13 protein-coding genes are annotated in these 13400 nt (G+C 62.6%); 9 read left to right on the top strand and 4 right to left on the bottom strand.

From position 1 onward, the window contains the following. Window positions 1-10: 10 nt before the first annotated feature. From Q0601_RS03980 to Q0601_RS03970, 3 genes are read right to left on the bottom strand one after another with little or no spacing between them, the layout of a single operon-like run. Window positions 11-1177, bottom strand: a complete 1167-nt coding sequence (locus tag Q0601_RS03980; protein WP_305287372.1) for an isochorismate synthase — start codon at window positions 1175-1177, stop codon at window positions 11-13. 11 nt (window positions 1178-1188) lie between these two features. Continuing rightward, window positions 1189-1575, bottom strand: coding sequence for a chorismate mutase family protein (locus tag Q0601_RS03975; protein ID WP_305287370.1), 387 nt, complete (start codon window positions 1573-1575; stop codon window positions 1189-1191). After that, complete coding sequence (locus tag Q0601_RS03970) at window positions 1572-3194, bottom strand: (2,3-dihydroxybenzoyl)adenylate synthase (protein WP_305287367.1); 1623 nt, start codon at window positions 3192-3194, stop codon at window positions 1572-1574. Before Q0601_RS03970 ends, Q0601_RS03975 begins: the two co-directional genes overlap by 4 nt. A 414-nt stretch (window positions 3195-3608) precedes the next feature. Here Q0601_RS03970 and Q0601_RS03965 point away from each other — a divergent pair, with 414 nt between their 5' ends. From Q0601_RS03965 to cueR, 7 genes are all read left to right on the top strand, one after another. Beyond that, window positions 3609-3992, top strand: a complete 384-nt coding sequence (locus tag Q0601_RS03965) for a hypothetical protein (protein ID WP_305287365.1) — start codon at window positions 3609-3611, stop codon at window positions 3990-3992. A 136-nt stretch (window positions 3993-4128) separates the two neighbouring features. Further along, window positions 4129-4500, top strand: a complete 372-nt coding sequence (locus tag Q0601_RS03960) for a winged helix-turn-helix domain-containing protein (RefSeq protein ID WP_305287363.1) — start codon at window positions 4129-4131, stop codon at window positions 4498-4500. Between the two features lie 66 nt (window positions 4501-4566). Further along, window positions 4567-5355, top strand: coding sequence for a molybdate ABC transporter substrate-binding protein (gene modA / locus Q0601_RS03955; RefSeq protein WP_305287361.1), 789 nt, complete (start codon window positions 4567-4569; stop codon window positions 5353-5355). 6 nt (window positions 5356-5361) lie between these two features. Then, window positions 5362-6057: a molybdate ABC transporter permease subunit gene (gene modB, locus Q0601_RS03950; protein ID WP_305287359.1), complete on the top strand. Its 696-nt coding sequence runs from the start codon at window positions 5362-5364 to the stop codon at window positions 6055-6057. Then, window positions 6057-7154, top strand: a complete 1098-nt coding sequence (modC, locus tag Q0601_RS03945; RefSeq protein WP_305287356.1) for a molybdenum ABC transporter ATP-binding protein — start codon at window positions 6057-6059, stop codon at window positions 7152-7154. The genes modB and modC overlap by 1 nt, the downstream gene beginning before the upstream one ends. A gap of 128 nt (window positions 7155-7282) precedes the next feature. Continuing rightward, window positions 7283-9811, top strand: a complete 2529-nt coding sequence (locus Q0601_RS03940; protein ID WP_305287354.1) for a heavy metal translocating P-type ATPase — start codon at window positions 7283-7285, stop codon at window positions 9809-9811. Next, window positions 9808-10257 carry a Cu(I)-responsive transcriptional regulator gene (cueR, locus tag Q0601_RS03935; protein ID WP_305287353.1) on the top strand — a complete coding sequence of 150 codons (450 nt, stop codon included), beginning with the start codon at window positions 9808-9810 and terminating at the stop codon, window positions 10255-10257. Before Q0601_RS03940 ends, cueR begins: the two co-directional genes overlap by 4 nt. A 63-nt stretch (window positions 10258-10320) precedes the next feature. Here cueR and Q0601_RS03930 read toward each other — a convergent pair whose 3' ends face one another. After that, window positions 10321-11196, bottom strand: coding sequence for a LysR family transcriptional regulator (locus Q0601_RS03930; protein WP_305287351.1), 876 nt, complete (start codon window positions 11194-11196; stop codon window positions 10321-10323). A gap of 210 nt (window positions 11197-11406) precedes the next feature. Here Q0601_RS03930 and ampC point away from each other — a divergent pair, with 210 nt between their 5' ends. Together ampC and bla are read left to right on the top strand one after the other, a co-directional pair. Continuing rightward, window positions 11407-12498 carry a class C beta-lactamase gene (ampC, locus tag Q0601_RS03925; RefSeq protein ID WP_305287349.1) on the top strand — a complete coding sequence of 364 codons (1092 nt, stop codon included), beginning with the start codon at window positions 11407-11409 and terminating at the stop codon, window positions 12496-12498. Continuing rightward, the gene (gene bla / locus Q0601_RS03920; RefSeq protein WP_305287347.1) at window positions 12495-13355 is read left to right on the top strand and encodes a class A beta-lactamase; all 861 of its coding nucleotides are present in this window, start codon (window positions 12495-12497) and stop codon (window positions 13353-13355) included. The genes ampC and bla overlap by 4 nt, the downstream gene beginning before the upstream one ends. The last annotated feature ends 45 nt before the right edge of the window (window positions 13356-13400 follow it).

The following is a 13400-nucleotide window of genomic DNA, read 5'->3' as shown; positions in this document are numbered from 1 at the left end:
CCGGTCGATGTTACTGGGCGATGCCGGTTGCGGAGGGCAGGCCGAAAGCCCTGAGCAATGCTTCGAATTTGGCGGCAGTCTCGGCCGCTTCTGCCGCCGGGTCCGAGCCGGGCACGATCCCCGCCCCCGCGTAAAGACGGGCCTGGCTTCCGCAGATTTCCGCGCAACGGATCGCGACATACCATGAGCCGTCGCCATTCGCGGTACTCCAGCCGACCGCTCCGGCGTAGAAATCGCGGTCCACCGGCTCAAGATCGCGGATCAGCCCGGCGGCACGTTCACGCGGAAGTCCGCAGACGGCGGGGGTGGGATGCAGACAGCCTGCCAGTACCACCGAAGGGATGTCGGTTTCTTTCAGCACCCCTTCAAGGCGCGTACCCAGATGCCACATGCTGCGGGTCGAGGTCAGGCCGGTGCCTTCGGGCGCGCCGAGTTCACGGCAATAAGGCGACAATGTGTCGAGGATATATTCCACCACCATCGCATGTTCGCGCCGGTCTTTTTCCGATGCGGCAAGGCCGCTTGCCGCCGCGGCATCCGCCTGCGGGTCCCGGCTGCGCCGCGCCGATCCGGCAAGGGGGAAGGACGACACGCGCGAGCCGGACTTCTCCACCAACAATTCGGGCGTCGCTCCGACAAGGAACCTGCCCTGCCGTTCGGGGCTATGGGGCAAGGCAACCTGATAGGCGGTGGCCGCCGGGTCTTCGGTCAGTCGCGACAGCAGCCCCGGCAACGAGATGGAGCGTTCAGCCTGAACCGCCAATGTGCGGGCAAGCACGATCTTGCGCAGCCGTTCGTCTCCTGTCTCGTCCTCCATGATCCGCAGCGCCCGGGCGACGGCCTCCGCATAGATCCCTGCCGAAGGTTCCGCCTGCACTCCGACCGTGGATGCGGGCGCCCGGTCGGTGGCGGGTGAAATTTCATAGCTGAGACGGTCGGTCAGCCACAGGTAGTCATCCGCATCGCGATCAAAGGGCAGCGCGCCGCCGATCGCCGCATCTGCGCCGGCGGAAGACAGCGCTGTGGTCACGCGTTCTTCCAGCGTTTCCGCCGGCCCACGCGCGACCGGGCGCGCCACGCCGCGGCCGGCGACAAATCCGCGTGCGCCGCCAAAGGTGAAATAGGGCAAAGTCGTTTCTGCCCTGTCGGGCATGAAGTCTTGCAGCATCGAAGTCATGGAAAATTCCTTTAGTTATCCACCCCGGAAGCAGAGGTCGTGCCGGACTTGCTTTCGCGGGTGACGGGATTGCGGTCGGGCCAATGCGCGACCTGCTGGCGGATGAACCACTCGCTGACCTGCGCAAAAAGCGGAGCGATGAAATCCGAGGACAGGCCAAGGGAAGCCGCCCATTCGGCGCGGTCGTCCAGCATCGCGCGAACCCGCTCGGGCGCGGGGACCGAGGCGAGATCGGGTTTGAAATCGGCTGCGCGCTGGACATAGTCGAGACGCAGCGCCAGCAGTTCGATTACCCGGCGATCAATGCCGTCGATTCCCTCGCGGATATCGTCAAGGGAACGTGCATCGTCCGGCAAAACCGGATGCAGCCCGGGCTCGTCACGCGTGAGCCTGCTCATGCTGTCACCTCCCCGCCGAAATGCTCTTGCCGCAGCATTTCGCGTAATTGCCGTTTATTGACCTTGCCGACGCCGGTCTGCGGGAAAGAGGCGACAAAGATCACCTCGTCGGGGATCTTGAAGCCGGCAAGACCCGCGTCGCGCAGATGACGGCGCAGCGACAGCGCGGAAGGGCGCGGGTCGCGAGGGATGACGATGGCGCAGGCGCGCTCGCCCATCCTGGCGTCAGGGCGGGCCACCACTGCGGCATCCACGACCGAAGGGTGATAAAGCAGCAGATCCTCGACCTCGTCGACGCCGATCTTTTCACCGCCGCAATTGATCTGATCCTTGTCACGCCCCTCGACGGTCAGATAGCCGTCTTCATTGCGGCTGACGATATCGCCGCTGCGATAGAACCCGTCCGGCGTGAAGGATTCGCGATCGACATCGGGGCGGTTGAAATAGCCCCGGATCGTATAGGGGCCGCGTACCTGCAACTCGCCGGTCTGACCCGGCCCGGCCTCGGTCCCGTCGGGGCGGATCACCCGCAACTCGTCCCATTCGGACATGGGCCTGCCCTGGGTCTGGATAACCCGCAGCTCCGGGTCGTCCAGCCCGGTATAGCAGATCAGCCCCTCGGCCATGCCCAGTACCTGCTGAAGACGACAACCCAGTTCCGGCAGGATCCGCCGTGCCGTCGAGGGATTGAGCTTGGCGCCGCCGACCTGCAGCAGTTCCAGCGACAGGGGGGCTTTCACCGATTCCAGCCACAGAAGCACCAGCGGCGGAACCAGAGCGGTGACGGTAACGCCATGTTCTGCGATCAGCCCGAAACAGGTATCGGGCGATGGATTGGGCGCGATCACCACGGTGCCGCCCGACATCAACGCGCCGATAAATCCGGGACAGGCCATCGGGAAATTATGCGACATCGGCAACGCGCACAGATAACGGGTCGCCTGCGAAAATCCGCTGGCACGCGCGGCGCAGCGCACGTTGTAGATATATTCCATATGTCTGCGCGGGATCAGCTTGGGAACGCCGGTTGTGCCGCCCGAAATCTGGAAACAGGCGACATCCTCGGCATCGGGTGCCTCCCATTCGGGGGGCTCGTCCTGCTGGTAAAGCGCATCAAGATCCGACCCCAGCACGACGATATGGCGCAATGAAGGCGTGGCCTTCTGAACCCGGCGCGCCATCGCCACCATGTCGAACCCCTCGACGCTGGCGGGAATGAAGCAGGCCGTCGCTTCGGAAAACGCGGCGAACTGGCCGATTTCCAGATCACGATGGGCGGGCAAGGCCAGGACCGGCACCACCCCCAATCGGAACAGCGCAAAGCACAGTTCGATGAATTCGGCGCAGTTGGGAAGCTGGACGATAACCCGATCGCCGCGCCGCAAGCCCAGCCCGTACAACCCGCAGGCAAGCGCCAGCGAGCGATCACGCAAATCCGCATAGCCGAAGCGGCGCGTTCCGTCGATCACTGCCAGCCGGTCATCATGAGTCGCAGCCAGATCGTCCAGAATGTCGCTGAAGGTTCGGGCCTGCCAAAGCCCGGCCTTGCGATAGGTCTCCGCAATCTCGGCGGGCCAAAATGGGCAGAGAGCCTGCCACCCCGGTGGAGTCTGGGACATGTCGCCATCCTTTCGCGCAAAACATCCGCGATTGTTACAATCGCTCCCGTTTTGGCTTGGGCGGACTGGCGGTTACGTCGTCCTCACCTTGCTTAACCTACAAATTTAATAAGGATCGTATGCCACCCAAACATCCCCCATGTAAAGTGCCATTAGGCAGGACATGCCCGCGTTGGCAGAATCCGGAGCATTGGGACCTCCGCCCTGCCCCGCCGCACGAGTATTTCGAACCGGGGCGGGTTCTGCCCGAAGGGGTGAAATGCTCTCGATATGATGCCGGCTGTTGCAGATGGTCTTCGTCACCGCGGCGGAACATCACTCGAATCCTGCATTTCGCCGTATCTCAATCCGACATTCACACTTGCCAAGAATAAGCCACAGCGCGATCCTGTGTCAGTTGCCCAGGAGCTTGCGATGCGATTGATGTTTCTTGTCCTGCTGTTGCTGCCGATGCCCGCGGCGGCCTTTATGGCCAAGAACGGCATGATAGCGACGCAGATCAGCCCGACCGAGATCGAGGTTCATCATGAAGTGCGGCGGGACGACACCGAATATTGGTGCGCTGCGGGCGATTTCACACGGCGCGTTCTGGGATTGCCAAGCGAGACCCGGATCTGGCGGGCCTCGCCCAAGCCGCGCGAGGCAGGAAAGGGCATCATCTTTACGCTTGATGCCGCCAGGAAAGCGGAAGGCGCGGGGCTGTCCCAGTTTGGTTCCGGACCAAGGGACGGCTCCCTGTCGGCGGGGATGGCCGCGACGAATTTTTGCCAGCGGAACCTGCCCTATTGGCGGGACTGAACAAGGCCGGTTCAGGGCAAAGCGTGGCACAATTGCCGGGATCCCGCATCAATCCCCGCCTGTCCGCCATTCGCTGAAGGATATGACTTGCCCAGCTTGTCGCCATGCTGGCATATTCACGCCCATGCGCAATAACATGACAGACGACACCGATGCCCCCCGCCTTCGTATCCGGATCCTGTTCGGTGAAGCCCTGATGCTCGGTCCTGGAAAGGTCGATCTTCTGGAACGGATTCAGCAATTCGGGTCGATTGCGGCCGCCGGGCGCTCGATGAGCATGAGTTACAAGCGCGCATGGTCTCTGGTGGAGGAAATGAACAGGGCGTTCAAGACCCCTCTTGTCGACCCGTCGCGTGGCGGCGCAAAGGGAGGCGGCGCGTCACTGACCGAGGCCGGGGCAGAGGTGCTGGAAAATTACCGCAAGCTCGAAGAAATCATGGCAGAGGCCGGAGCGGCGCGGATCAGCAGTATCCGCGCGATGCTGCGGGATATTCCCGAAGGAAAATAACGCTTGATCGATCTGACCGGGGTTGCGATATGTTTTCCTGGCTATATCAAACGCAGGAAGATTCGCATGTCCGTCAAACTCCGCCTTCGCCCGACCGCCGGCATCGCTGTATTCATGCTATCCCTCCCCGCAATTCTTCCGGCGGCGGCGGAGGCAGATGAAATCACCGTTTTCGCGGCTGCAAGCCTGACCAATGCCCTTGCCGAAATCGAAGAGAGTTTCGAGGCCGAAACCGATCATGATGTCGTGGTCTCGCTTGCCGGCTCCTCGGCTCTGGCGCGTCAGATCCAGGAGGGTGCGCCCGCCGATATTTTCATCTCGGCCAGCCCGGAATGGATGGATGCCGTGGAAGAGGACGGCCTGCTGGAAGCGGATACGCGCTTTGACCTTCTAGAAAACTCTATCGTGCTGGTTGCTTCCGGCACCGATGCCGCGCCGGTCGAGATCACGCCCGATATGGACCTGCCGGGCCTGCTTGACGGCGGCAAGCTTGCCATGGCGCTGGTCGATGCGGTGCCGGCGGGCGTCTATGGCAAGGCATCGCTGGAAAGCCTTGGTCTGTGGGAAGATGTCGAGGATCAGGTGGCGCAGGCCGATAATGTGCGCGCGGCACTGCAACTGGTGGCGACGGGCGAGGCCCCCTATGGTATCGTCTATGCTACTGATGCCGTGGCCGAAGACGATGTGACGGTCGTCGGCACCTTCCCTTCCGACAGCCATCCGCCCATCGTCTACCCGGTGGCCGATCTCAATACCCGCGACATTCCCGGAGAGACCGAGTTTCTTGAATATCTTCGCGGTCCCGAAGCAAAAGCAGCCTTCGAGGGTCAGGGCTTTGTCGTCATCCCGCGATAAACCGGAATGACGAACTGGCTTGGCCCCGACGAATGGAGCGCCGTCGCGCTTTCCCTTCAGGTTTCTTTCTGGGCGACGCTTGTCAGTTTGCCGCTGGGCGTTTTCGTCGCCTATGCGCTGGCCCGCTGGAACTTCCCGGGCAAGCAGTTGCTGAATGGTCTTGTCCATCTGCCGCTGATCCTGCCGCCGGTGGTCACGGGCTATCTCCTGTTGCTGACGATGGGCACAAAGGGACCGATAGGCGGTTTGCTGGCCGAGGCGGGGATTGTCTTCGCCTTCCGCTGGACAGGTGCCGCGCTGGCCGCGGGCGTCATGGCTTTCCCGCTTATGGTGCGCGCGATCCGGCTGTCCATCGAGGCGGTGGATCCCAGACTGGAACAGGCAGGCGCCACGCTGGGCGCCTCGCCGCTTTGGGTTTTTCTGACGGTGACCCTGCCTATGACCTTGCCCGGAATCCTCGTCGGGGCCATCCTTGCCTTCGCCAAGGCAATGGGCGAGTTCGGCGCGACGATTACCTTCGTTTCGAACATCCCCGGCCAGACCCGCACCATTCCCTCGGCGATCTATGCGTTCCTTCAGGTTCCGGGGGGCGAGGATTCGGCACTGAAGCTGGTGATCGTCTCGATCGTGATCGCGATGAGCGCATTGCTTCTTTCCGAGATCGTCAGTCGTCGTGTGGCGGCCCGGCTGGAGGGCAGATGATGCTTGAAATCACCCTCCGCCACGCATTTCCGGGCTTCACGCTGAATGCGGCCATCAAGGCCCCTCCGGGCGTGACGGTCCTGTTTGGCCGCTCGGGCGCCGGCAAGACGACCATCGTGAATGCGGTGGCGGGGCTTCTGATCCCGGATGAGGGCCGGATCGCATCGGGGGACTGGGTGCTTCTGGACACCGGGCGCGGCATCCGTCTGCGGCCATATCAGCGTCGTCTTGGCTATATCTTTCAGGAAGGCCGGCTGTTTCCGCATATGACCGTGCGCCAGAATCTGGGTTACGGCGCGTGGTTCGCCCCTAAAAATGCCCCACGTGAGAAGATGGACCATGTGGTGGACATGCTTGGGATCGGCCCGCTTCTCGACCGCCGCCCCGCCGCGCTTTCCGGCGGAGAGAAACAGCGTGTCGCCATCGGGCGGGCGCTTCTTTCAGCCCCCCGTCTGATCCTTGCCGACGAGCCGCTTGCCGCGCTTGACGAAGAACGCAAGGCCGAGATCCTGCCCTATTTCGAACGGCTGCGCGATGAGGTCTCTATTCCCATCCTTTACGTGAGCCATTCGGCAACCGAGGTTGCACGGCTGGCGACGACCGTTGCGGTGCTGGAATCGGGGCAGGTGGTCCGGCAGGGTCAGGCGACAGAGGTTCTGGGTGATCCTGCCGTGCTGCCGATGGGCGCCCGCGAGGCAGGCGCGATCCTGACCGCAAGGGTCGTTGCCCATCATTCAGACGGGCTGACCGAACTGGATGCGAAAAATGTGCCGCTTTTCCTGCCGCATATAGACCGGAAACCGGGCGAGATGGTCCGGGTGCGCATCGCCGCGCATGATGTCATGCTTTCCCGCAACCGGCCCGACGGACTGTCGGCGCTCAATATCCTGCCGGGCGTGGCGCAGGAAATCCACCTTGGCGAAGGTCCCGGCGCGATCATCGCAATCGAGACGCAAGCGGGCCGGCTGCTTGCGCGGATCACACGCCGTTCGGTGCAGGCGCTGGAGCTTGTGCCGGGCGCGCAGGTCCATGCGATCATCAAAACCGTATCCGTCGCGCCCTCGGCGATCGGTGGGGGTGGACACGAAGAGCGATAACGCATCCGCGATACCGGCATGGCGCGACAGAATCGTGGGTAATTTTCCTGAATCCTGCCCTTGACCTTCCCATCGTTGGAACCATTATATGTCTTGCTGACCTTGGTTCTGATGCAAAGGAGTCAGCGATGCCCGCTTCCCCGAAAAAGACCGAAACCTTCAGCATTCCGATTGAGGGCATGTCCTGCGCCTCCTGCGTCGGTCGTGTCGAAAAGGCGTTGAAATCCGTTCCCGGAGTCGATTCCGCCATCGTCAACCTTGCCACCGAACGCGCGGATATCGCCGCCGGAAACGGGGTAGACCGTCCAATGCTTGTGCAGGCCATCGAGAAAGCGGGTTATGCCGTGCCCGCTGCGCCGGTTGAACTGTCGGTTCAGGGCATGAGCTGCGCTTCCTGCGTGGGACGGGTGGAGCGCGCCCTGACCGCCGTGCCGGGGGTGACGCGCGCTGCCGTGAACCTTGCCACCGAACGCGCCACTGTAGAGGGGGCCGCCGCTCCGGACAGCCTGATCGCTGCCATTCGGAAGGTTGGCTATGACGCCACCCTGTCTGGCCCGCAGACCGGCGGCGATACCGGCGCGGAAGAGCGGAAAGAGACCGAACAACGGGAACTCAAACGAGATTTCACACTGGCATTGGCCCTGACATTACCGGTCTTCGTGCTGGAGATGGGGGCGCATCTTGTTCCCGGCATCCATCGTCTGATTGCGGCAACGATCGGGATGCAGGCAAGCTGGTATATCCAGTTCGCCCTGACCACGCTTATCCTGTTCGGGCCGGGACTCCGGTTCTACAGAAAGGGGCTTCCGGCGCTTGCCCGGCTGGCGCCGGACATGAATTCACTGGTCGCGGTCGGAACGCTTGCGGCTTACGGATATTCGCTTGCGGCAACATTCGCGCCGGGTCTTCTGCCTGCCGGCACGGTCAATGTCTATTACGAGGCCGCCGCCGTCATCGTCACCCTGATCCTGCTTGGCCGCTTGCTGGAAGCACGCGCCAAAGGCCGCACCTCTCAGGCGATCAAACGCCTTGTCGGGCTTCAGGCAAAATCGGCGCGGGTCCGCCGCGACGGGCGGGTGGAAGAGGTTCCCATCGATCTGGTCGTCTCGGGCGATGTGATCGAACTGCGTCCCGGAGAACGGATCCCGGTCGATGGCCGGGTCATCGAAGGCGAAAGCTATGTCGATGAATCCATGATCACGGGCGAACCGCTTCCGGTTGCCAAGAAACCCGACAGCGAATTGGTCGGCGGCACGGTCAACCAGAAGGGCGCCTTGGCGTTCCGCGCAACCGCAGTCGGCGGCAATACGGTTCTGTCGCAGATTATCCGGATGGTGGAACAGGCGCAGGCCTCCAAATTGCCGATACAAGCGGCGGTGGACCGGGTGACGATGTGGTTCGTGCCGGTCGTCATGGGGATCGCGGTGCTGACATTCGCCGGATGGCTTTTCTTTGGCCCGTCGCCGGCCCTGACCTTCGCGCTGGTGAACGCCGTTGCCGTGCTGATCATCGCCTGCCCATGCGCCATGGGTCTGGCGACGCCCACCTCGATCATGGTCGGAACCGGGCGCGGGGCGGAGCTGGGCGTATTGTTCCGCAAGGGCGAAGCGTTGCAGCTTCTTCGTGATGCGCAGGTCGTCGCGCTGGACAAGACCGGCACCCTGACCGAGGGCAAACCATCACTGACGGATCTGGAACTGGCCGAAGGCTTTGACCGGGCAACGGTTCTGGGGCTGATCGCCGCCACAGAGGCGAAATCTGAACATCCGATCGCGCAGGCCATCGTGGATGCCGCCAGGGCCGAGGGCACGGAATTGCCGCAGGTCGCGGAATTCCAGTCCGTTACCGGCTTTGGCGTGACGGCCGTCGCGGGTGGTCAGCGGGTCGAGATCGGGGCCGATCGCTACATGACCCAATTGGGACTGGATGTGCTGCCCTTTGCCGCCACCGCCGAACGGCTTGCGACCGAAGGCAAATCGCCGCTTTACGCCGCCATCGACGGAAAACTTGCCGCCATCGTCGCGGTGTCGGATCCGGTCAAGGAAACCACTCCGCAAGCGATCCGGGCGCTGCATGATCTGGGCCTGAAAGTCGCGATGATCACCGGCGACAACGCGCGGACCGCGCAGGCCATCGCGCGGCATCTTGGGATCGACGAGGTCGTGGCCGAGGTGCTGCCGGATGGCAAGGTCGATGCCGTGCGGCGTCTGAAAGACGCGCATGGCACGCTTGCCTTCGTTGGCGATGGCATCAACGACGCGCCCGCGCTGGCTCAGGCGGATATCGGGCTTGCCATCGGCACCGGCACCGATATCGCCATCGAGGCGGCGGATGTGGTGCTGATGTCGGGCAGCTTGCAGGGCGTGCCGAACGCAATTGCGCTGTCCAAGGCGACGATCGGAAATATCCGCCAGAACCTGTTCTGGGCTTTCGCCTATAATGCGGCCCTGATCCCGGTTGCGGCGGGTGTGCTTTACCCGTTTTACGGAATGCTCCTGTCGCCCGTCTTTGCAGCGGGGGCAATGGCGCTTTCGTCGGTATTCGTGCTTGGCAATGCCCTGCGGTTGCGCCGTTTCATGCCACCGATAAGCACCGACGCAACTCCGCCCGCCACCGAAATGCCTGCCGTGCCACTTAACCAGAGGAGCCACGCATGAATATCGGAATAGCAGCCAAAGCCTCGGGTATTTCGGCGAAGATGATCCGTTATTACGAACAGATCGGCCTTATCCCTGCGGCCGACAGGACGGCATCGGGTTACCGCGATTACTCGGATACCGATGTCCACACGCTGTGCTTTATCCGCCGTGCGCGGGATCTTGGCTTCTCGGTCTCCGAGATAGAGGAACTGCTGAGCCTTTGGCGCGACCGCGACCGCCAAAGCGGCGATGTGAAACGCATCGCTCTTCAGCATATCGAGGAATTGCGAAGCCGGATCGCTGAAATGGAGGGCATGATGACCACGCTGGCGACGCTGGCCGATGCCTGCGCGGGCGATCAGCGGCCCGATTGCCCGATCCTTGGCGATCTTGCGCAACCCGGCGGGCGGAACAGCCCTGCCCCGACGAAAACGCCCCCGCCCCGCAGCAGCCCGTCGGTGTGATCCGGCGGATGGGCGATTGCGCCCTGCATCGTGAACCACAGCGACCGGCAGCGGCAAAACGCCTTACTTCGACCCTGATGCGGTGGCGACGATCCAATCCGCGAAAGCGGCCTGCCCCGCCGTGTCAGGATTGGCATGCAGACGTGTCAGCCAATAATCCCCTGCCGCAAGCTGGGCCTCGAATGGCCGCACCAGCCGGCCCGTCTCGACCCAGGCAGAGAACAGCGCGACCGGCACAAACCCGACGCCATGCCCGCGCGCGGCCATCTCTGCGATGGCCAGAGAGGTATCGAAGACCGGCCCGCGCAACTGTGGCGTGGGCAGGCCGTGCATGCTGAACCACCGTTCCCATTCGCTGGCGCGATAGGATCGCAACAGGGGCGCGGATAACAAATCTTCGACCCTGCGCAGCCGGGTCGCCAGTTCGGGACTGCAGACTGCCGTCATCGCGCCGCTCATCAATCTGGTTGCAGCGACGCCATGCCAGCTTCCGTCGCCGAAACGGATCGCCAGATCAAGTCCCTCTCCGGCCAGATCGACGCGGTTGTTATTCGTGTGGATGCGCAGATCGATCGAGGGATGAAGCCGGTGAAAATCCGCGATGCGCGGAATCAGCCATTCGGTCGCGAAACTGTTGACGACGCCCAGATTGATCGTCTCGTGATAATGACCTGCGGCGAAACGGTCCAGCGTGTCGGACATCTCATCGAAACTCCGGGTCAGGACCGGGGCCAGCATGATCCCCTCTTCGGTCAGCACAAGCCCCCGCGGAACACGACGGAACAGCCTGACGCCCAGACGCTCTTCCAGCCCCCGGATCTGATGGCTCAGTGCCGCCTGGGTTACGCAAAGCTCGATGGCGGCGCGGGTCAGGTTAAGATGGCGCGAGGCGGCTTCGAAAGCGCGCAGGGCATTCAGGGGGAGTTGCGGGCGATCCATCGTATCGAGATTAGATTATCTTATGGCTCAAGTGAAATATGATCGTTTGTGCATCAGCAGGTTTTCACCGTAACCCTGTCCTTGCCGGCGAAGCAATCGCCGTGTCCAAATGAGCAGAGCGAAAAGATGAGAATGATTTATGGATGCGCGGGCCTTGGCCTGTTCGCAACAGGTTTTGTAATGCCCCTATCGGCGATGCCGGTATCGGCAATGACTGAAACAGAGTTCCAGAAGGCGGCCGCCGAGATATTTGCGCCCGTCATTGCGGAATATGACGTTCCGGGACTGGCCGTCGGTCTGACATGGCAGGGCCGGGATTACGTTTACACCACAGGCATGGCCGACCGTGCGGCAGATAAACCGGTCACGGACAAGACGCTGTTCGAACTGGGCTCGATCAGCAAGACCTTCAACGTGGCGCTTGCCGCGCTGGCGGAACAACAGGGGCATATGTCGCTTTCGGACCCGGCCTCGGTTCGGCTGCCGGATCTGAAGGACAGCGCGCTTGGGGCTGTGACCCTGATGGATCTTGCCACCCATCAGACCGGCGGCCTGCCTTTGCAGGTACCGGACGAGGCGCAGGACGACAGCGCCCTAATGCGCTGGCTTCAAACCTGGCAACCCGTTCCCGGCGCGGGTGAACGCTCTTATTCGAATATCAGCATCGGCCTGCTGGGCCGCGCTTCCGCCGAAGCCTTTGGCGGTGACTATACCACGGTTCTGCGGGATCAAATCCTGCATCCGATGGGCCTGGAAAACACTTATGTCGATGTGCCTCAGGCACAGATGCCGCAATATGCCTTTGGCTATTCGCGCAAGGATGACAGCCCTGTCCGGGTGAATCCGGGTGTACTGGATTCCGAGGCTTATGGTCTCAAATCGAATCTGCGCGACATGCTGCGCTTCCTGCAGATCAATCTGGGCGATGTGAAGATCCCGCCGGAATTGCAGGACTCGGTGGCGAAAACCCATGCGGCCCAGACCCGGACCCGGCATTTCGATCAGGCCATGATCTGGGAACGCTATCCCTGGCCGGTGCCGCGTGAGCAGCTGCTTGCCGGAAATGCGCCCGAGATGGTTACCGAAAGCCAGCCCGCGACAAGGCTTGCGGAACCCGAGACGTCCGATCAAGAGGTCCTGTTCAGCAAGACGGGATCGACCAATGGCTTCGGCGGTTACGTCGCCTTCATCCCGGACAAGGATCTTGGCCTTGTGATCCTGTCCAACCGCAATGTTCCGCTTCCTGCCCGCGTGGATGCCGGGCTGACGCTGATCGAATCCGTATTGGAGATGAAGCAATGAAATTCATGCGCCTTGCCGTGATTGCCATGCTGGCGTTGTCGGGTGGCCCCGCCGCTGCCGGGGATGCCGAAGATGCGACCCTTGCCGCTGTCCGGCAGGCCGAGGCCGCACTTGATGCCCGCGCCGGCTATGCGTCTCTGGATCTGGCCTCGGGCCGCATTCAGGGCTACCGCATCGATGAGCGTTTCCCGATGCTTAGCACCTTCAAGGTTCTTGTCTGTGCTGCGGTGCTTGCCCGTGTCGATGCGGGCGAGGATCGGCTTGATCGCCACGTCGGTTATCAGGCTTCGCAGCTTGTGGAATATTCTCCCGTCACCGAAAAACATGTCGGCACTGGCATGACGCTTGATGCGCTGTGCGAGGCGGCGATCACCATGAGCGACAACACCGCCGGCAACCTGCTGCTTGCGGCGGTGGATGGCCCGCAGGGGCTGACGGATTTCCTGCGCGCGATCGGGGACGCCACAAGCCGGCTGGATCGCTGGGAAACCGAGCTGAACAGCGCCGAGCCCGGCGACCCGCGCGACACGACCACGCCGGGCGCGATGGCCGAAACGCTGAACCGGCTGTTGTTCGGTGACGCTCTTTCCCCGGAATCGCGCAAGCAGCTTCTGACATGGATGGAGAATGATCGCGTGGCCGATGCCCTGATCCGCGCGGCGCTGCCGCAGGGCTGGTATATCGCCGACAAATCCGGCGCGGGTGCCCGCGGCGCGCGCGGGATCGTGGCGGCATTGGGGCCGGATGGCCAGCCGGGACGTATCGTCGTGGTCTACATGACCGAAACAGAGGCCACACTGGATGAACGGAACGAACAGATCGCACGAATAGGGGCGGCGATTGTCAGCGATTGGTAACGGCATACGGGTGCCATGCGGGGCAAGATTGACACCTCGCACCGG

Source organism: Paracoccus wurundjeri, assembly GCF_030678915.1.
In the GTDB taxonomy this organism is placed as follows: domain Bacteria; phylum Pseudomonadota; class Alphaproteobacteria; order Rhodobacterales; family Rhodobacteraceae; genus Paracoccus; species Paracoccus onubensis_A.
The sequence above is the reverse complement of the archived record's forward strand: the minus strand, read 5'-3'. Positions and strand labels throughout refer to the sequence as shown.

Bases quoted from the DNA above. Each gene is read 5' to 3' on its own strand.
- modC (WP_305287356.1), top strand. From the start codon at position 6,057: ATGCTTGAAATCACCCTCCGCCACGCATTTCCGGGCTTCACGCTGAAT.
- Q0601_RS03965 (WP_305287365.1), top strand. From the start codon at position 3,609: ATGCGATTGATGTTTCTTGTCCTGCTGTTGCTGCCGATGCCCGCGGCG.
- Q0601_RS03975 (WP_305287370.1), bottom strand. From the start codon at position 1,575: ATGAGCAGGCTCACGCGTGACGAGCCCGGGCTGCATCCGGTTTTGCCG.
- Q0601_RS03970 (WP_305287367.1), bottom strand. From the start codon at position 3,194: ATGTCCCAGACTCCACCGGGGTGGCAGGCTCTCTGCCCATTTTGGCCC.
- Q0601_RS03930 (WP_305287351.1), bottom strand. From the start codon at position 11,196: ATGGATCGCCCGCAACTCCCCCTGAATGCCCTGCGCGCTTTCGAAGCC.
- Q0601_RS03980 (WP_305287372.1), bottom strand. From the start codon at position 1,177: ATGACTTCGATGCTGCAAGACTTCATGCCCGACAGGGCAGAAACGACT.
- Q0601_RS03960 (WP_305287363.1), top strand. From the start codon at position 4,129: ATGACAGACGACACCGATGCCCCCCGCCTTCGTATCCGGATCCTGTTC.
- modB (WP_305287359.1), top strand. From the start codon at position 5,362: ATGACGAACTGGCTTGGCCCCGACGAATGGAGCGCCGTCGCGCTTTCC.
- cueR (WP_305287353.1), top strand. From the start codon at position 9,808: ATGAATATCGGAATAGCAGCCAAAGCCTCGGGTATTTCGGCGAAGATG.
- Q0601_RS03940 (WP_305287354.1), top strand. From the start codon at position 7,283: ATGCCCGCTTCCCCGAAAAAGACCGAAACCTTCAGCATTCCGATTGAG.
- bla (WP_305287347.1), top strand. From the start codon at position 12,495: ATGAAATTCATGCGCCTTGCCGTGATTGCCATGCTGGCGTTGTCGGGT.
- modA (WP_305287361.1), top strand. From the start codon at position 4,567: ATGTCCGTCAAACTCCGCCTTCGCCCGACCGCCGGCATCGCTGTATTC.
- ampC (WP_305287349.1), top strand. From the start codon at position 11,407: ATGACTGAAACAGAGTTCCAGAAGGCGGCCGCCGAGATATTTGCGCCC.